Here is an 18,631-nt window from a genome sequence, read left to right as displayed (position 1 = left end):
CGGCGCGGTGGCGCGGCGGACTGTGAGCGGGCCGCTTTCTGCCTGGGCGCCAGGCCACCTCCTGCGGGCATCGGACAGCCGGCGCGGGCTGGAGCGTACGGGCGAGCGGAACGGCGGTGAGCACTGTGGCGTAGACCTGCCGGAACGGAGCATTCGCAGGGCGACGCCGCCGAACCTGGACCGCGGCCGTCAGAGGGTGGGGGAGACAGTCACTTCCTCTCGGTGCGGGCCGGCCGTGCGGCGGGGCCCACGGCAGACGCCTTGCCCGGGCAGTACGCCGACCGAACAAGCGTCTCCCGCGAGGACGAGACGCCGTCGGCGCAGGCCACGTCAGGCGTCCGCGGCCGTCATCCGCAGCGCGCGTCGTCACGCTCTCGGGCGTGGCCTCCCAGGTCTGCGCGACGGAGCCGGAAGAGCCCTGATCGTGGAGAAAACGCGCGAATCCACGCGAAGGTCAAGTGAGCCGGATCTCATCGGGGCGTGACGACTTGCCTATGCAACAAGTTGCATAGAAAGATCCGGAACATGGCGCTCGAACACGCGATCCTCGTCTCACTGTTGGAGAAGCCGGGCTCGGGGTACGAACTCGCGCGCCGGTTCGATCGATCCATCGGATACTTCTGGACCGCGACCCACCAGCAGATCTACCGCGTGCTGCGGCGCATGGAGGGCGACGGCCTGCTGGAAGTCCGGGAAGTGGCACAGCAGGGGAGGCCGGACAAGAAGGAGTACTCCGTCGCGGCGCCGGGGCGCACGGCGCTCACCGCATGGCTGCACGAGCCGGTCGAACCGGAAAGCATCCGGCACGAGCTCGCCGTCAAGATCCGGGGTGCGGCCTTCGACGAGCCGTCCGCACTGATCTCCGAGGTCGAACGTCACCGCGAGGCACACGACGACCGGCTCCGGCGCTACCTGACCGGAGAGCGACGGGACTTCAGCGGCCCGGACGCTCCCCGGCCGCTCGGCGTCGGCCAGGAGCTCCAGCACGTCGTGCTGCGCGGAGGCATCGCCTTCGAGCGGATGACCATCGCATGGCTCGACGACGTCCTCGACACCCTCCGCGGGCTCCGCGCCGCGCGACCCGGCAACCGGGACTGACTTCGAGCCCCATCGGCCCCGAAACCTGCCCTTGACCTTTCGACAATCGCCCGCGATCTGTCCGAATCCGCCTGAATCCGTTCGACCCGACCTCCGGAAGGCACCCTCATGGCCGACCAGCTCCTGTTCAACCCGCGCACGTACGACCCGGCGCACTTCGACCCGGAAACCCGCAGGCTGCTGCGTGCCACGGTCGACTGGTTCGAGGCGCGCGGCAAGCGCAGGCTGATCGAGGACTACCGCTCACGCGTGTGGCTGGAGGACTTCCTCGCATTCGCCGCGAAGGAGGGGCTCTTCGCCACCTTCCTGACCCCGGCGGCGGACGGCGACCGTCCGGACCAGCGCTGGGACACCGCCCGTATCGCCGCCCTCAACGAGATCCTCGGGTTCTACGGCCTCGACTACTGGTACGCCTGGCAGGTCACCATCCTCGGCCTCGGCCCCGTCTGGCAGAGCGGCAACGCCGCCGCCCGCGCCCGAGCGGCCGAACTCCTCGTCCAGGGAGAGGTGTTCGCGTTCGGCCTCTCCGAGAAGAGCCACGGCGCCGACATCTACTCCACGGACATGCTGCTGGAGCCCGACGGGCAGGGCGGCTTCCGGGCGACCGGTTCCAAGTACTACATCGGCAACGGCAACGCCGCCGGGCTCGTGTCGGTGTTCGGCCGCCGCACCGACGTCGAGGGGCCGGAGGGCTACGTCTTCTTCGCCGCCGACAGCCGTCACCCCGCCTACCACCTGGTCAAGAACGTCGTCGACTCCTCCAAGTACGTCAGCGAGTTCCGGCTGGAGGACTACCCGGTCGGCCGCGAGGACGTCCTGCACACCGGGCGCGCCGCCTTCGACGCCGCCCTGAACACCGTCAACGTCGGCAAGTTCAACCTGTGCACCGCCTCGATCGGCATCTGCGAGCACGCCATGTACGAGGCCGTCACGCACGCCCACACCCGCATCCTGTACGGCCGTCCCGTGACCGCCTTCCCGCACGTCCGGCGGGAGCTGATCGACGCGTACGTGCGCCTGGCCGGCATGAAGCTGTTCAGCGACCGCGCCGTCGACTACTTCCGCTCCGCCGGACCGGACGACCGCCGCTACCTGCTCTTCAACCCGATGACCAAGATGAAGGTCACCACCGAGGGCGAGAAGGTCATCGACCTGATGTGGGACGTCATCGCGGCCAAGGGATTCGAGAAGGACAACTACTTCGCCCAGGCCGCGATCGAGATCCGGGGCCTGCCGAAGCTCGAGGGCACGGTGCACGTCAACCTGGCACTGATCCTGAAGTTCATGCGCAACCACCTGCTGGACCCGGTCGACCACCCGCGGGTGCCGACCCGTCTCGACGCGGCCGACGACACCTTCCTGTTCCGGCAGGGCCCGGCCCGCGGGCTCGGCTCCATCCGGTTCCACGACTGGCGCTCCGCCTTCGACACCTACGCCGGGGTGCCGAACGTGGCCCGGTTCCGGGAGCAGGCCGATGCCCTGTGCACGTTCGTCACCACCGCGGCACCCGACGAGCGGCAGAGCCGCGACCTGGATCTGCTGCTCGCCGTCGGCCAGCTGTTCGCCCTGGTCGTACACGGCCAACTGATCCTCGAACAGGCCGAGTCGACCGACCTGGACGAGGACGTCCTCGACGAGCTGTTCTCCGTCCTCGTCCGTGACTTCTCGAACCATGCCGTCGAACTGCACGGCAAGGCCTCGGCCACGGAGCTCCAGCAGAGCTGGGCCCTCGGTGCAATCCGGCGCCCCGTCGTCGACGAGGCCCGGTCGGCCCGCGTCTGGGAGCGTGTCGAGGCGCTGTCCGGCGCCTACGAGATGGCTCCCTAGGAGGAGCCGGTCCCGGCATCGGCTCACGGATCCGGTGCCGGGGAGCCGCCGGCGCGTCCGCGGAGACGCCGACGGTCTCACGCGGCCTGGAGAACCTGTCGTCAGACTCCCGTCTGCCTCGCGACGCCATGCACGCACTCTCGCCGCACGGGCCCCGATCCGAGTACATCCAGTACGAGGATCAGGGCCCCGCGCGCCGAGAGCACGCACCCGACGCCGCGAGGCCCGCCCTCCGGGCGGACGACGGGAGCTTGACGACAGGACCTAGTGGAACCGCCCGAACGCCTCCCGTACGCGCTGTGCGTCGCGCAGGCGCTGCTCGTAGGTGGCTCCGAGCGCGAGCAGTACCAGACCGGCCAGTGCGGGAGGCGCCCACCGGGGGAGCAGGCCGACGACCTGGGCGACGTGCGGGGCGAGTTCGTGCAGTGCCACCAGCGCGAGCACGACCCCGCCGAGGACCAGCGGTGCTTTGAGCCGGTTGCCGGCTCCCACCAGGGTGGCGGCCAGCGCCGCGGTACCGAGCAGCAGGGGCCGGAGCCAGTGCGGGTCGCCCCACGCCGCGAAGAGGCTCGGCACCGCGGTGACGGCCAGGCCGGCACCGTACGCCGTCCAGGAGGAGAGGGCCGGGTCACGGCGGCGCCCGAGTAGACCGACAACGAGTGCGGGCACGGTCACGGGCAGGGTGTAGGCCTCCGGCGTGGTGACGTCCCAGGCCGCCCATCGCAACCAGGTGGCCAGCAGGAAGAGCACGGCGGCCACATGGGCGACCGGCCGCCGCTCTCGTCGCAGCGCGGTCCCGGCCGCGATGACCCCGCCGAGCGAGAGCACCAGAGCCAGCATCGGCGGATCGGTCGCGGCGAGAACGAGGGCGAGCAGCCCCGCCGCCACGCCCGCCCCTTCGACCGGTACGGTCGTGGACGAGCCGACCGGACGTGCCGCGACGAGGGCCGCGACGGCGGGCACGACGAGAACCAGCAGCGCCGTGTGCTGCGGCTGCAGGCCGATGGACGCGCCGATCGCGCAGGCCATGGCCGTGGCGTGAACGAGAGCCGCCGGTGCCGCGAACGCACCGGTCCCGGGGCGCGGACCTGCGGCGCCGAACAGCAGGGTCAACACCACGAGCACACCGATCGTCACCGCCTCGGACGCCAAGGAGACGAGAGCGAGGGCGACGGAGGTCACGAGGGCCAGCATCATGGCCGTGAGGGTCAGCGGCGACGCTGCGTCAGTCGCACGGCGGGTCCACTCCGCGCAGCCCAGCGCGCCCACGACCACGGCACCCTGCGCCACCAGGCCCGCGCCGTAGGAGAGTTCGAGCACGAGCGGAAGTACGAGCACCGCAGCCCAGCCCAGGACGAGCGCTCCCACCGCGGCCGAGGGCCGCCGTTCCGCACCGCGCCGGGCCACCACCGCCAGCACGCCCGCGACGACGGTGAGCACGAGCGGCACGGTGGCCGCGTGCGGGGGCCAGGGCACGTCCGTGAACACGGCGGCTCGGAAATCCCGCGGCACACCGGACCAGGGCCGCCCCATACCGGCCACCGGGCCGAGGAGCGTCCCGGCGACCACGGGCACCGCCCACGCCACCGCGAGACCCTGGACGGTCAGCGAAGCGAGCACAAGCCCCCTGCGCGATGCCCGGGGCAGCGGCGTCCGGACGGCCGCCAGCAGGGCGACGCCGCAGACCAGGAACCCCGGCACAGTCCACGCTCCGGGCAGCGACACCCGAATCACCCCACCTGTTCCGGCAGCCACGCACAGCCCCGCCGTCAGCGCCGCGCCCACCGCGACGTCCGGCTTCGGGACGAACCGGGCCGCAACCAGGGCGATCGCCGCAGCGAGGGCCAGCAGCGCGGCCGACCGCGCGGCGGTGCCCGGGGCGGAAGCACTCCAGGTGAGCAGACCGGCCGAGACAACTCCCACGGCCCCCGTACCGAGTGAGCCGACGACTGCGACGATCCGCACCGGGGCCGATCCCGTCCGCAGTGCGACGGCGGCTCCGGCCGCCGCGGTCACCAGCAGCACGGCCGTGAGCGTGGGCGGCCCCGCACCGACGGCGAGTGCCCACAGAAGCAGTGGGAGGTGCGCGGTCGCGGTGGCCAGGGGGAGGGGAAGACGGAGCACGAGCCGTGCCGCCTGCTGATCCGTGCCCTCCTCGCCCGGGGCGTCCGTCGCGGGCGAGGAGCCCGCGCTCAGGCCGTAGGCGGCCCACGCTCCCGCCAGGACGGCCGTCGCGGCGGCCGTGTACGCGAGAACGTCCGTGCCGGTGAACACCACCTGGTACAGCGCGTAGGCGTCGAGCACGGTGAGGGCGAGCCCCAGGCCGGCGACAGCCTCGGCCGTCGACGCCAGCCCTCGGCGCAGGAGCGCCACCGGTGCACCCAGTGTCCCCACGGTCACGGCGCCGAGCACCAGTGAACGTCCGGTGATCCCCAAATGGCCCCAGCCGACCAGGGTGAACGCGACCCCGGCGACCGTCAGCAGGACTCCGCCGAGGACGAGGAGCAGGTTCTGCACGCCGGGCGCGGTGGTCTCCGGCCGGTGGGTGACGGCGGAGTCCCGGCCCGGCCACGCCGCCGGCCCGGCACCGCTGTCCTGGCCGCCCTGGGACGCGGCTGCCGACCGCAAGGTGTGGATCATCCACGCGCGTCGCTGCAGCAGGACGGCCCGGCGGGCGTCGAGGCGCCACAACTCGGCGTCGAGGAGCCTCAGCTCCTCGGCCGGGGGCGGAAGATTCGTCATGCCTCGGAGTGTGCTCCCCGTCACCCCTTCGGGCATGAGCGCACGTACTCACTTCCTACTCAGGTACTGCCCGCGTCACGGAACACCGGCCGCACCGGCGGCAACTCGCCCCGGCCCGGGACGCGGAGGAGCCGTCCCATGACCTCGTGCGTGAAGACATCGAACGCTCCGCACCCGGGGACCGCCGGGTGCGGGCGGTGGAGATCGCAGCGGAAGGGCCGGAGCTGTTCGGCGCGGCGCACATCGCGGCCGAGCCGCTGGCCGAGCGGATGGTGGCCGACCAGGGCCCCGAAGGTTCCGCACAACCGACACGTCTGCTGACCCGGCTCGCCCAACCGGACGGTGGCCAGGAGCGGGAAGCAACGGGGCGAAGGCTGCCTCTGCAGTGAGCCGGGCAGCCTCGGTGTCACCGCCGGCTGTGTGCGGAGGGACGAACCGTGAGTTCCGCAGCTTTGGCGGCCGCGTCGCTGTGCGCGCGCTCCCGGGAGGTTCCGTAGCGCGGGACCAGCCCGGACATGGCCGGGTTGCGGGGTGCCATCGTGAGCTGGGGGACGATGAAGTCGAGGTCCAGCCCGAGAGTGCTCCGGGGGCTGCCGACAGACCGAACGACGCCGACGGTTCTCTCACCCCGCCCCACCGGAGCCGTCCGTCAGTCCCTGCCGACGACGACCACCTCGTCCTCGACCGCCCAGCGGCGCCGCTCGCCCTTGGGCGGATTGATCCGCACGCCGTAACCGGGACTCGTGGACGAGTCGTCGTGGCTCCGGTAACCGATGGCGCATTCGCCGCGCTGACGTGCCGCCGCCACGACCGTGGCGAAGGTCGTCTCGCTCCCTGGCAGCACGTAGTCCGGGGCCGGCCGCAGGCCGACGCCGCTGCCCTCGGCGGAGAACAGTTCCTCGAACACCGCCGCCAGGTGCCGGCTCTGGGAGATCTGGGCCAGGAGCAGGCCGATGAGCTTGCCGCTGATGATCACGTCGGCTCCGGGGCTGATGGGGGCCAGCGCCCGGTTGCGGTCGTCGATCAGTTCGGTGACGACCGGCAGTTCGCGGCCGGTGGCTTCTTCCAGCTGGCGCAGAAGCAGGAGGGTGACGAGAGTGCGGTTGTCGGGATCGTCCGGCGGCTGCCCGGGAAGGGGGTCCCGACCGAGCACGATCACACTGTCGTAGGAGTGAACGTCCAGGCGCCGCAGGGTGTCCGGACGGGTCACGTCGCCGTGGTGCAGTGTCAGGCTCAGACCGGTACCGCTGTGCACGTCGACCTCGCTCACCTGTCGTACTGTCGCTTCACCCCGGTCAGCCACCACGTCGACGACTGATCCGGGCCGGGCGAGGCGGCGCAACTGATCGACTATGAGCGGCGTCCGGCGATTCCAGCCCAGCAGGAGGATCCGCTCCGCACGCGCGGGCGTCGAAGGGACGGATGCCATCGCCGCCTCCTCGACCAGTTCCGCGCAGTCGTCGAGCCATACCGTGTCGTCGTCACGGGAGATGACGACGAGCAGGTCGTCCGCGGCGATGGGCGTATCAGGCGGCGGGTTGAGCAGGGGGGAGTCTCCTCGCATCAACCCGACGACGCTCGACGCCGAGTAGGACAGCAGCGCGTCGCCGAACGGACGGCCGACCAGGGAGGGCTCGCTGGACAGGTAGAACTCGTCGCCGGCGAAATCGAGAAGTTCCTGGTGGACGAGGGAGATCCCGGGGCGACGGGCGGCCTGGACGATCAGCCGGGCGGTGACGGTGTCGCTCTCCAGGACGACGCCGCTGGGGCCGGCGGCGAGACAGGCGGCCAGGCGGTACCGGTCGTCCCGGACGGCGGCGACGACGGGCGGACGGCCTTCCTCCCCGGCCAGTGCGGCCTTGAGCGCCAGCAGCGTCTTCACCACCTCGGCGTCGGCGTCGGGCTCGTCATGGGGGAGGACCAGCACCACACCGGCCGTGGCCGGGCTGGTCAGGGGGAGCACGGCCGGGTCGGTGGGGGGGCCGCTGCGGCAGATGAGCCGCGTACGGCCGAAAGAGCCCACCTTCGTGCTCAGGGCCTCCTCCATGACGGTCTTGTCCCGGTCGGCCAGCACCACCACCGCCGCGCCACGCTGGTTGGCATTGGCGGCCACCAGCTCGCTCACCACCGTGAAGACCTGTTCCGACCACCCCAGGACCACGGCGTGCCCCTGTTCGAGGACGGTGGAGCGGCCCCGCCGCAACGCGGAGAGCCGCTCCGTGAGAGCCGTCGTGATCAGGCCGACGAGCGTGGAGACGTACAGCAGAGTGACCAGCGCGAGCAAGACCGACATCATCGCCCGCAGCGGCGTACCCGTCGCGCCGCCCAGCCGCAGTGTCTCCCCGGTGAGGCGCCACACCCCGGCCAACCGGTCCGCCAGGGACGCCGGGACATCAGGGTCGGTCCACACCAGCACCGCACTGGCCGGAACGACGACGGCCAGACACAGCAGGGCCATCCAGCCGACGAGAGCGGCCGCACCGCGGGTCAGCGTGCTGTCGAACCAGTACCGGGCTCTGTCACCGAACGGAGCGCGCCGCTGCGTCACCCTTCCCCCTCCATCGCCTCGCGCTCTCGCGAAGCCGCGTCGGCACCGCATGGGTGATGCGCCGTGGGGCCCCGCCGGAGAGCACGGATGTGGACACGCATGTCGCAGTGTGGGGGATCGATGGTCACGGCAGACGGAGTTCGATCAACGTTCATCCCTTCGGGGACCCGAGCTGTCCACGTCGGCGGACCTGCGACGACGTCAGGGGCGGCGCGGGATTAGCTCCTTCGAGTCAATGCCGGAGCGAAGGGCGGGCGCAGGGCCCATGGACGCCGGTACAAAGACCGCCATGACTGAAGATCACACGGTGGTGCGTTCCGACGGCGGTCTGACGCGGAGGAGCTTCGCGGCGGCGGCCGGCACGGCCACGGTGGCCACAGCCCTGACCGGCGGTGTCGCCACGGCGCTGCCCGCACCGGCCGCTCCGGGCGACAGCCGTGACACCGACTTCGAGCGGTGCCTCGCCGTCGCCCGCGCCCTCCTGGTACTGGACTCCGACGACCGCCCCCTCGTGCCGGGTTACCAGCGCGTCCTGCAGAAGGGTCTGCCGGCTCAGCGACGGGCACGGCCCAAGAACATCCTGGTCGTCGGCGCCGGCCCGGCCGGTCTGGTGACCGCCTGGCTGCTCAAGAAGGCAGGCCACCGTGTGACGGTGCTGGAGGCCAACGGCAACCGGGCGGGCGGACGCGTCAAGACCTTCCGGAGCGGTGGCCACGAGCGCGCCGAGCAGCCCTTCGCCGACCCCCGCCAGTACGCCGAAGCGGGCGCCATGCGCATCCCGGGCAGCCATCCACTGGTGATGGAGCTGATCGACCAGTTCGGCCTGAAGAAGCGGCGTTTCCACTACGTCGACGTCGACGACGAGGGAGACCCCGCCTACCGCACCTGGATCCACGTCAACGGCATCCGTGTGCGACGCGCCGACTACGCCCGCGCGCCCCGGCGCGTGAACCGGTCGTTCGGCGTCCCCCGAGCCCGCTGGGACACCTCCGCCGCCGCCATCCTGCGCTCCGCGCTGGACCCGGTGCGCGACGAGTTCAGCTACGTCGACCGCGACGGCAAGCGGGTCGACAAGCCGCTCCCGGACCGACTGCGGGGCTGGGCACGCGTGGTACAGCGGTTCGGTGACTGGTCGATGTTCCGCTTCCTCACCGAGCACGCCGGTCTCGATGAACGGACCATCGACCTGATCGGCACCCTGGAGAACCTCACCTCGCGCCTCCCGCTGTCCTTCATCCACAGCTTCATCGGCTCCTCCCTCATCAGCCCCGACACGCCGTTCTACGAACTGGAGGGGGGCACGGCCGTGTTGCCGGACGCCCTGCTGGAACGCGTGCGCAAGGAGGTGCGGTTCGACCGCCGGGTGACGCGCATCCAGTACCACCACCCCGACCGTCCCTCACCGGACGTCGAGCACGTCCGGAGCAAGGGCCCGCACGTGTGGGTGGACACCGTGTCGGAGGGGCGCGGCGGTCCCGTCGTACGCGAGCAGTTCACCGCGGACGTCGCGGTGGTCACGGTTCCCTTCTCCGGACTGCGTCACGTACAGGTCGAACCGCCCATGTCGTACGGCAAGCGCCGGGCGGTCTGCGAACTGCACTACGATTGCGCCACCAAAGTGCTGCTGGAGTTCAGCCGCCGCTGGTGGGAGTTCGACGAGGCCGACTGGAAACGCGAGTTGCACGCCGTCGACCCGGGTCTGTACGACGCCTACCGCACCGGCCGCGCCGCCGCGGACGGCAGCCTGCTCGGGGCCCATCCCTCCGTGCCGGCCGGGCACATCACACCGGGACAGCGCACCCACTACGCCGCCAACCGCGCGATCGCGCGCGATCAGCCGGAGGCGGTCGACGTCGTCGGAGGCGGCTCCTTGTCGGACAACGCCAACCGGTTCATGTTCCACCCCTCCCATCCGGTCTCCGGCAGCCCGGGGGGCGTAGTCCTGGCCTCCTACAGCTGGGCGGACGACGCGCTGCGCTGGGACTCCCTGGACGACGAGGCGCGGTACCCCCACGCCCTGTGCGGCCTCCAGCAGGTCTACGGCCAGCGAGTCGAGGTCTTCTACACCGGCGCGGGCCGCACGCAGAGCTGGCTGCGCGACCCCTACGCCTACGGGGAAGCGTCCGTACTCCTGCCCGGGCAGCACACGGAGCTGCTGCCCTCCATTCCCGTGGCTGAGGGACCGTTGCACTTCGCCGGGGACCACACGTCCGTCAAACCCGCGTGGATCGAGGGAGCAGTGGAGTCCGCCGTGCGCACCGCGTTGGAGATCCACACCGCCTGAGCCGCGTGGTCCACGTGAGATCACGGAGTCGCCGGGCGATGCGTGTGGACCGGCGACTCCGCGCTCCTCATGGACCGTGGCAGCAGGAGGAGTTCGGCGGAGACGATCGGCCGGGGTGGGGGAGGGGACTCGGACGTACGAGCCAAGGGTGACAGTCCCCCGTACCAGCAGTCCGGCGTCGTCCTTGCTGCCAGAATCTCGGCAGGAAGCACGCCGGCGAGGGCGGGGGACAAGGCGTGACAGGCGTGAGCGAGCACGGCACTACCGGTTGCGTCACTGCGGGGGGAGCGGGGCCGGGCATGACGGACTACGACATTCAGGGCGGACACTCGGCGACGGAGGCGACGGAGGGCCTGCCGGGCGGGGAACGGCGGAGCGACGGAGCGGCGCGCGCGGTGCCCCGGCACGTGGCGTGCGTGATGGATGGCAACGGCCGGTGGGCGCAGCGCCGTTCGCTGCCGCGCACGGCGGGGCACCAGGCCGCCGAGACCACCGTCATCGACATCATCGAGGCGGCCCGGTCCGCCGGTGTCGAGTGGCTCAGCCTGTACGCCTTCTCCACCGAGAACTGGAACCGGCCCGGTGCCGAGGTCGACTACCTGATGCGCCTGGTCCGCCGGGTGGTGCGCAAGCACGCGCCGCTGTTGCTCGCCCGTGGAATCCGCTGCCGTTTCACCGGGGCGGCGGACCCTCGCATCCCTCACAAACTGGCCAGGGACTTCGACGACCTCACGATGCTGACCGGCGACAACCGCGGGATGACGCTGACCGTGGCCTTCGACCACGGCGGACGCCGGGACATCGTCGAGGCCACCCGAGCGCTGATCCTCAGCGGGACGCCGGCGGACGAGGTGACCGAGCGGCTGTTCGCGGAGTACCTGCCGTTTCCCGACACCCCGGACGTGGACCTCGTCATCCGTACCTCCGGTGAGCAGCGAATCTCCAACTTCATGCTCTGGAAGGTCGCCTACTCCGAGTGGATCTTCCCCGAAGTGCTCTGGCCGGACTTCCGAGCCTCCGACTTCCTCGCGTGCCTGCACACCTATCAGCATCGCGCCCGCCGCTTCGGCGGCCTGCCGTCCCAGACGAACGGAGACCCACGATGACGACCGGAACGACCGGTCCCGCCGGTACCGGCACCCAGCGGCCGGCCGACGTGCCGCCCCTGTTCGGACCCGACTCGCAGTTCCACGCGTTCTTCGACGACCCGCGCTGGGCGCTCGCCATGATCCGCGCGACCGTGCTCGAGGCCGCCCACCCACAGATCGGCGCCGCCCTCGTCGACAACTCGACCTTCGTCGCTCACCCATGGCGCCGGCTCCGCAACACCTTCCTCAGCATGCGGCGCATGTTCGGTGACGACCCCGCGGCACGGGAGCGGGAGGCCGCCCGGCTCAACCGGCTGCACGCCCGCATGAGCGGATCCGACACACGCGGCCGGTCCTACGACGCGATGGACCGCGCGGCTCGGGCCTGGGTGGTCGCCACTCTCTTCGAGAGCGCCGTCACCATGTGCCGGTTCAGCGGCCAGCCGCTCGACCAGGCCACCATGGAGCGGATGTACGCCGAGTACCATGAGTTCCTAGCCGCTCTCGACGGCGACTCCAGCGAACTCCCCGAAAAACTCGACGACTTCTGGCCGTACTTCGACCGGGTCGTCGAGACCCGGCTGGAGAATACCGAAGCCGCCCGCGTCATCCTCTACCGGCTCTTCGACCACCTGCCCGCCCCGGCGCTGCTCGACGGCGCGCCGACGCTGTGGGCGGCCGGCCGGGCCGTCGCCGGACCGCTGCTCGGTGCGATCACCGTTGCCTCGCTCCCCGAGCCGTACCGGCGACGGGCCGGCCTGCCGGAGATGCCCGGCGCCCAGACCCTCATGCAGGGCGCGTACCTCGCCGCCGGGCTGGCCCGATTCCTGCCCGACGGCTGGCTCAACGCCGGAAGCGTCATCGAACTGCTCTCCCTGTCACCCGGAAGCGACGACCCCCGCGCCCGGACCGTGACCGCCCTGCGCGGCCGCATGAAGCGGGCTTCTGCCCTGCTCCGTCTCCTCACCCCGCTGGGCGACGACCTCGCCCAGGACCCGGCCTCCGCGTCGGGCGCGGACGAGGGCCGGCGCTCGGCGGAGGAATTCTTCCACCAGGTGCTGGACCAGACCGGCGACGGCCACCTCGACTGGCCCGACCTCGCCGCCATGGCCCGTGAACTCGCCACCCGACTCGACTTGGACGAGCCCGAGGAGACTCGGCTGTACGACGCCTTCGCCGCCTGGTGGCGCGAACTCCAGACCGCCCTCGACACGGACGGCGACGGCCGGGTGAGCGCGCAGGAGTACGCCGCGGCCGTGCCCTCCCTCGCGGGAGCCGCGCTCATTCGCGTCGCCGAGGTCCTCTTCGACGCCACCGACAAGGACGGCAGCGGAACCATCGACGCGGAGGAGCACCGAAACCTCTTCCGCACCGCCTTCCACCGCGACCTCGCCACCACGGGCGGTGCCTACGGCCGGAGCGCCTTCGTGAGCGACTTCCTCTCCTTCATGTCCGCCCGCCGCACCAGCACCCCGTACGACCCCCTCCTCGCGGACGCCTAGGGTGCGTGTCGCCCGTCGGCGCGGCCGCTTTGAGGCGGCGTCGCCAGAACGGGCGGCGCTCACACCGGAGCGAACGCGGTGACCACTCGACCAGTTCCGGCCCGGGCGCGCTCACGACCGGCGACGACGCCCGCAGCGGAGCGCGAAATGGCGGCTTTCCTCAACCTCTCCCGCGTTGGCGCCGCATGCCAGGATGTCGCCCATGACCGGATCGTCTTCCGCGCCTCTCGCCGAGGGCACGCCAGGCAGCGGCGGCCTGGGTTCCCGTGCGGCTGCCGCGCTCGTCTTCGGGGCCTCCGCCGCGGTCCTGGTGGTCGAGATCGTCGCTCTGCGGCTGCTGGCCCCCTATCTTGGCCTCACCCTCGAGACCAGCACCATGGTGATCGGCATCGCCCTCACCGCGATCGCTCTCGGCTCCTGGCTGGGCGGGCGCGTAGCCGACCAGGTCAATCCACGCCGGCTTCTGGGCCCCTCGCTCGGGGTGTCGGGAGCGGTCGTCGCGCTGACCCCTGCCGTGCTCCGCACCACCGCGGAGTGGGCACCAGCGATGCTCCTGTTGATCGCGGCGCTGACTGTCCTCGTGCCGGGCGCGCTGCTCTCCGCGGTGACGCCCGTGGTGACCAAACTGCGTCTCACCACCATTGCCGAGACCGGGACGGTTGTCGGACGGCTGTCCGGCGTCGGTACCGTCGGCGCGATCTTCGGCACTGTCCTCACCGGCTTCGTCCTCATCTCGCGATGGCCGGTCAGCGGCATCCTCATCGGCCTCGGAACACTGCTGGTGGTCGGCTCGGCGCTGGTCGAGTGGCGCGTGCGCGGGTGGATCGGCACCCCTGCCCTCATACTCGTGGTCGTCGCCGGCGGCCTCGCCGGCAGTGTGGCGCCCGGTGCCTGCGACACGGAGACCCGGTACCACTGCGCACGGGTCGTCGCGGATCCCGACCGGGTCGGCGGCCGCACACTCGTCCTGGACGGTTTGAGGCACTCGTACGTCGACATCGACGACCCGACCTTCCTGAAGTTCACGTACATGCGCGCCATCGCATCGGTGGTCGACACCGCCTACCCCGGAGGAGAGTCACTCACCGCTCACCATCTGGGCGGCGGTGGGCTCACCTTGCCCCGCTACCTCGCGGCGACGCGTTCCGGGACGCACAGTGTCGTGTCCGAGATCGACAGCGGGGTCGTGCGCATCAACCACGACCAACTCGGTCTGACGCCGCAGGCCGGTATCGACGTACGCGCGGAGGACGGCAGGCTCGGCCTGCGACGACTGGACACGAACAGTCGTGACCTCGTCGTCGGCGACGCCTTCGGGGGCGTCAGCGTCCCGTGGCACCTCACCACGGTGGAAGCGATGACCGACGTACGCAGGGTGCTCGACGAGGACGGCTTGTACGTCGCCAATCTCATCGATCACGGCGCTCTGGAGTTCGCACGCGCCGAAGTGGCCACCCTGGCCGAGACCTTCGAACACGTCGTCCTCATCGGTGAACCCGGCGACATCGGCCTCAGCCGGACCACCACCTCGAAGGGCGGCAACATGGTGGTGCTCGCCTCCGACCGGCGGGTCGACCTGCGCGCGGTCCAGGAGGCGCTCGATGCCCGGCGAACCGGCTGGAGGACCGCCTCCGGCGACGACCTCACCTCCTGGATCGGCGACGCCCAGTTGCTCACCGACGACTACGCGCCCGTCGACCAGCTCCTCCAGCCCTACGGCCCACCGAACAGTCAATGACCGGACGTCCCTATATGTTGTGCGCGTGGCCACATTCAAGGACTTCAATTTCAAGCTCATCGTCGTCGAGCAGCTGATGTTCATCGATGAGACGCTCGCGCCTCAGTTCCGCCTCGCCGACCTCCTGAAGCAGAAGGGGCTCGGCGACTCCCCTTGGGAGTACGCCGAGCAGCACGGACTCGCGTACCAGATCGTGCCCGAGGCACGCAGCTACTTCGAGTCACTGGAGATCAGCGACGAACTCCTGGCCGGCGTCGAGGAGCTGTGCATGGACGGCGGTAACCAGGTGTACCAGGAGTGCGCCCCGGTGTGGGACGGCGAGGACGACCTGTTCGACGTGACCTCCCTCGACGACCTCGTGCTACTTCCCCATCTCCGACGTGTGCTCGGCTCCGAGTTCCTGGGACCGGAGCTGCTGAACGTCCTCAGCGCCCGCGGCATAGTCGCCGACTAGCATCGACCAGGACTTCCCCGGCACGTACGCGGACGCCAAGAAGTCCGCAGGCCAGGTGGCACGGACGGGTGAGGACCCTCCGGAGGCCCGGCTGTTACCGGATGAGCCGCGAGTCCCCCAAGACCGGCCCGGCCAAGCTGCGGGAGCTGTGTCCCTCACTCAGCAGCGTCGCGTCCCTGTCATGGTTCGGGTTCGCGAGCAGCTTGAGCGCGTACTGACGTCGCACCGTCGCACGGGGCCCGCCTCGCACGGAGAAACGTCGCCCCTGGACGAAGCGGAGGGTCTTCATGCCGCGATCCCGAGCAGCGTTGCAAGGGGGCACTCCCGGCGAACGGCGGGTCTGGTGCTCGCACTTGCCGTCAGTCTGCTGTCTCTGCTTGCGCCTCACGGTCTCTGGAGGCGGATTTCGTCGCCGCCCAGCCGTTGTGGGGAAGGGTGATCAAAACCCGTCAGGCGGCGGTGGTCATCAGCGCGGCGGCGGCCAACTCGCCGCCGGCCGAGGCGAGCGCGGCGAGCAGTCAGGATGTGCGCGGTGGTCGTTGCTCAGTACGGCCACGCTGGTGTCGTCACGCAGAGGGCGCGCTGCGCTACTGGCTTCGCGCAGTACGACCGCTGCGATCAGCGCGGGGTCGAGGGTGAGGAGCTGTGGGTCGGTGGGCGGCGTCCAGCGGCTGGGCAGGCCGTCACTGTGCACGAGGAGGAGGCTGTCGGTCCGCCACGTTCCGTGCTGCAGGGGCAGGGATGCCGGCAAGCGCGCCCCGACGATGCCCGGGTGGGACAGCAGCGGTCGCCAGGTGCTGCCGGAGTGAAGGCGCGCACCGACGTTGCCGACCCCGCAGAAGGTGAACCTGCCGTTGGCCAGGTCGGCCTGGCCAACGGCGACTGCCGCGCCCCGGGTGGAACGCAACGCGCCATGGATGCTGCGCAGGACCTCGTCCGGTGGCAGGCCCGCGGTGATCCGCAGCTGGGCGACGGCGGCGACGGCGGCCTGCGCGGCCCTGATGCCGTGTCCGAGCCCGTCGGCCAGCATGAGCGTCAGACGGCCGCCCGAGCGCACGCAGCCGAAGGCGTCACCCGAGTACTCGCCCTCAGCCAGCGAGACGTTGATGCCGCCGGCTCGCACATCTCGTCCGGGACGCAGCGTGCGAGCCCCGGCGGCGGGTGCGGGCCCGACGCGAGCCACTGCCACGGTGCCCTGTCCGCGTCGGCTGTGCAGGTCGAAGGTGTTCGACACGCGCAGGCACGTCCCCAGTCCGGCGCCGAGCGAGGCCGGAACTGTCGTGCAGCCATCACGCAGTGCCGCTTCCACGTCGGGGATGCCGGGTCCGTGATCGAGAGAGGTGATCTGGACCCACGACGACGTGCCCTCGTCGATGTCGGGATCCTGGGCGAGAGTGATCACGATGCGGCCGCCGCCCGCGTGTTTGAGCAGGTTGGTGGCCAGCTCGGTGGCCACCAGTGCGCCGACGGCGGTGCGCTGGGAACCGAGCCCGGCACGGGCGCACGCCGCCTCGGCGGCCACGCGTACATCCCGGATGCGTGTGGTGTCGTGCACCGGGACATCCCAGACGCGGCTCACACGACACCGCTGCGGGGAGTGGGCAGCGCGGAGATCCACTCGGTGATGGTGACCTTGGTGCCCTGTCCGGGGCGGCTGTCCAGGGAGAACTCCTGCACCAGGCGCTTTGCCCCGCTCAGACCCAGGCCCAGGCCGCCCCCGGTGGTGTAGCCGTCGGTCATTGCCATATCGATGTCGCGGATTCCGGGGCCTTCGTCGATGCAGGACAGTCGCAGCCCACGGGCCTGGCCGTCGTCCAGCGTGGTCATCTCCATATGTCCGCCGCCGCCGTGGACGAGGGTGTTGCGGGCCAGTTCGCTGGCAGCGGTGACCAGCTTCGTCTGCTGGACCAGGCTGAAGCCGAGTGCGGCCGATGCCTGACGCACCTGATGCCTCGCCCAGGCGAGGTCGGCGTCGGAGCCGATCGTGACCCTGGTCGTCAGGCCGAGTTGGGCTTGCATGACGCGCCCTCCTGCGGATGTGGGGACTGTGCCGCCGAGGGAGCGTTCCCCAGCAGGGCCAGCGCGCTCTCGACGCCCAGTGCGGTGCGCAGACCGGGCAGGGCGAGACCCAGTTCGACCAATGTGATCGCCACGGCGGGGCGCATCCCGGTCAGTACCGTCCGCGCCGCCAACAGGTGGGCACTGGCGGCGATCTCGGCCAGGACGCGGCCCAGGAACGAGTCGACGATCTCCACGCCGGAGATGTCGATGACGACGCCGTTCACCGGCTGCTGCGCGATGCGGTGAGTGATGTCGTGCTGGAGTTGCTCTGCCGCGCCGTCGTGCAGGCCTCCCTGCAGGGTGACCAGCAGGATGTCGCCCAGCTCCAGGACCGGTACGGAGACCGCGGGATGCGAGGTCACCGTCGGCCCGCGACCGAGGGTGTCCGCGGGGAGACCTCGATGCCCTGCCGGCCCAGGGCGTAGGCGAGGGCGTCGGCCAGGCCGGCGCGCGTGGTGATGGGCCCGAGGTCGATGCCGAGGTGGACGATGGTCTGCGCTATCGCCGGGCGGATGCCCGAGAGGATGCACTCGGCACCCATCAGCTGCGCGGCGGCCACGGTCTTCATCAGGTGCTGGGCGACCAGGGAATCGACCGTGGGAACACCGGTGATGTCCAGGATGGCGTACTGGGCACGCTGAGCGACGATTGCCTCCAGCAGGCTCTCCATGACGACTTGGCTGCGGGCACTGTCGAGGGTGCCGATCAGCGGTACCGCCACGACGCCGTCCCACAGCCGGATCACAGGGGTAGCCACCTCGAGGAGCTGCTCACGCTGACGCTCGACGAGCTCCTCGCCCGCGCTGAGCGCCGTCTCCATCACGACCAGACGCAGGGTGCCCATCAGAACGGTCAGAGCCAGCGCGGCATCCCGGCCCTGCTGGTCAGCGGGTTCGGGCAACTCCGCGAGCAGCAGCTCGGTAGCCGATACCCGCAACGTGGCGACCTCATCGGCGATTTGGGCCGGCGAGAATCCGCTCCGGGCACGGGACGCGGCCATACGCCCCAGCTGGTCACGGACTGCCGCGAAGCCGGTCGCTGCGACGTCCTCGGGCCGGCCGGAAGAGGCAACGACGGCCAGCGCGTCCACCACGGCCTTGCCCGCTTCGACCGCCTCGTCGCGGGAGACGGTGAAAACCGTGCGGAACAGGGGAGCGTCCGCCCAGCGCTGGGCGAGCTGCTCCCGGCGATGTTCGAGAAAGGCGCCTACCTGCCGCGCCGCCGGCTCCTCGGCCGCGTCCCGCTCCGACACTTACATCTCCCTTGCGCACAGACTCCACGCCGCCGAG

General features: G+C 71.0%; 14 protein-coding genes and 1 pseudogene. 8 read left to right on the top strand and 7 right to left on the bottom strand.

Annotation, left to right across the window (positions count from 1 at the left end; translation table 11 throughout):
• Nucleotides 1–525: 525 nt before the first annotated feature.
• Nucleotides 526–1,098, top strand: coding sequence for a PadR family transcriptional regulator (locus ACIQ1J_RS22360; RefSeq protein ID WP_403559102.1), 573 nt, complete (start codon nucleotides 526–528; stop codon nucleotides 1,096–1,098).
• Nucleotides 1,099–1,206: 108 nt separating this feature from the next.
• Complete coding sequence (locus ACIQ1J_RS22355) at nucleotides 1,207–2,925, top strand: acyl-CoA dehydrogenase family protein (protein ID WP_403559099.1); 1,719 nt, start codon at nucleotides 1,207–1,209, stop codon at nucleotides 2,923–2,925.
• Nucleotides 2,926–3,189: 264 nt separating this feature from the next.
• On the opposite strand, the gene ACIQ1J_RS22350 is transcribed toward ACIQ1J_RS22355, so the two are convergent.
• A complete protein-coding gene (locus ACIQ1J_RS22350) occupies nucleotides 3,190–5,667 on the bottom strand; it encodes an SCO7613 C-terminal domain-containing membrane protein (protein ID WP_403559097.1) in 2,478 nt (825 codons plus the stop codon).
• A gap of 146 nt (nucleotides 5,668–5,813) precedes the next feature.
• On the opposite strand from ACIQ1J_RS22350, the gene ACIQ1J_RS22345 reads away from it, so the two are divergent.
• Nucleotides 5,814–6,056 (top strand): hypothetical protein, encoded by a 243-nt coding sequence (locus tag ACIQ1J_RS22345; protein WP_403559094.1) that lies wholly within the window; start codon nucleotides 5,814–5,816, stop codon nucleotides 6,054–6,056.
• A 17-nt stretch (nucleotides 6,057–6,073) separates the two neighbouring features.
• Here ACIQ1J_RS22345 and ACIQ1J_RS22340 read toward each other — a convergent pair.
• Nucleotides 6,074–6,244 (bottom strand): annotated as a pseudogene (locus tag ACIQ1J_RS22340) (FMN-dependent NADH-azoreductase); the annotation flags it as partial.
• A gap of 72 nt (nucleotides 6,245–6,316) precedes the next feature.
• On the bottom strand, nucleotides 6,317–8,215 hold the full coding sequence (locus ACIQ1J_RS22335; RefSeq protein ID WP_403559091.1) for an NAD-binding lipoprotein: 1,899 nt from the start codon (nucleotides 8,213–8,215) through the stop codon (nucleotides 6,317–6,319).
• A 289-nt stretch (nucleotides 8,216–8,504) separates the two neighbouring features.
• Here ACIQ1J_RS22335 and ACIQ1J_RS22330 point away from each other — a divergent pair, with 289 nt between their 5' ends.
• The 5 genes from ACIQ1J_RS22330 (at nucleotide 8,505) to ACIQ1J_RS22310 (ending at nucleotide 15,281) form a co-directional block, all read left to right on the top strand.
• Nucleotides 8,505–10,499, top strand: a complete 1,995-nt coding sequence (locus ACIQ1J_RS22330; protein ID WP_403559088.1) for a flavin monoamine oxidase family protein — start codon at nucleotides 8,505–8,507, stop codon at nucleotides 10,497–10,499.
• Nucleotides 10,500–10,918: 419 nt separating this feature from the next.
• The gene (uppS, locus tag ACIQ1J_RS22325) at nucleotides 10,919–11,605 is read left to right on the top strand and encodes a polyprenyl diphosphate synthase (protein WP_403559683.1); all 687 of its coding nucleotides are present in this window, start codon (nucleotides 10,919–10,921) and stop codon (nucleotides 11,603–11,605) included.
• Nucleotides 11,602–13,089: an oxygenase MpaB family protein gene (locus tag ACIQ1J_RS22320; protein WP_403559085.1), complete on the top strand. Its 1,488-nt coding sequence runs from the start codon at nucleotides 11,602–11,604 to the stop codon at nucleotides 13,087–13,089. The genes uppS and ACIQ1J_RS22320 overlap by 4 nt, the downstream gene beginning before the upstream one ends.
• A 202-nt stretch (nucleotides 13,090–13,291) precedes the next feature.
• Nucleotides 13,292–14,827: a fused MFS/spermidine synthase gene (locus tag ACIQ1J_RS22315; RefSeq protein ID WP_403559082.1), complete on the top strand. Its 1,536-nt coding sequence runs from the start codon at nucleotides 13,292–13,294 to the stop codon at nucleotides 14,825–14,827.
• A gap of 25 nt (nucleotides 14,828–14,852) precedes the next feature.
• Entirely contained in the window at nucleotides 14,853–15,281 is a 429-nt protein-coding gene (locus tag ACIQ1J_RS22310) for a DUF6892 domain-containing protein (RefSeq protein ID WP_403559079.1), read from the top strand.
• Nucleotides 15,282–15,747: 466 nt separating this feature from the next.
• On the opposite strand, the gene ACIQ1J_RS22305 is transcribed toward ACIQ1J_RS22310, so the two are convergent.
• The 4 genes from ACIQ1J_RS22305 to ACIQ1J_RS22290 are packed head-to-tail and all read right to left on the bottom strand — an operon-like array spanning nucleotide 15,748 to nucleotide 18,594.
• Nucleotides 15,748–16,860 carry a SpoIIE family protein phosphatase gene (locus ACIQ1J_RS22305; RefSeq protein WP_403559076.1) on the bottom strand — a complete coding sequence of 371 codons (1,113 nt, stop codon included), beginning with the start codon at nucleotides 16,858–16,860 and terminating at the stop codon, nucleotides 15,748–15,750.
• A complete protein-coding gene (locus ACIQ1J_RS22300; protein ID WP_403559073.1) occupies nucleotides 16,857–17,300 on the bottom strand; it encodes an ATP-binding protein in 444 nt (147 codons plus the stop codon). The genes ACIQ1J_RS22305 and ACIQ1J_RS22300 overlap by 4 nt, the downstream gene beginning before the upstream one ends.
• Nucleotides 17,279–17,704 (bottom strand): STAS domain-containing protein, encoded by a 426-nt coding sequence (locus ACIQ1J_RS22295; protein WP_403559071.1) that lies wholly within the window; start codon nucleotides 17,702–17,704, stop codon nucleotides 17,279–17,281. Before ACIQ1J_RS22295 ends, ACIQ1J_RS22300 begins: the two co-directional genes overlap by 22 nt.
• Complete coding sequence (locus ACIQ1J_RS22290) at nucleotides 17,701–18,594, bottom strand: STAS domain-containing protein (protein ID WP_403559068.1); 894 nt, start codon at nucleotides 18,592–18,594, stop codon at nucleotides 17,701–17,703. Before ACIQ1J_RS22290 ends, ACIQ1J_RS22295 begins: the two co-directional genes overlap by 4 nt.
• Between the last annotated feature and the right edge of the window lie 37 nt (nucleotides 18,595–18,631).

Source organism: Streptomyces sp. NPDC097107 (assembly GCF_044762405.1).
GTDB classification, from domain to species: Bacteria; Actinomycetota; Actinomycetes; order Streptomycetales; family Streptomycetaceae; genus Streptomyces; species Streptomyces thinghirensis.
This window is presented reverse-complemented; position numbering and strand designations above follow the sequence as displayed.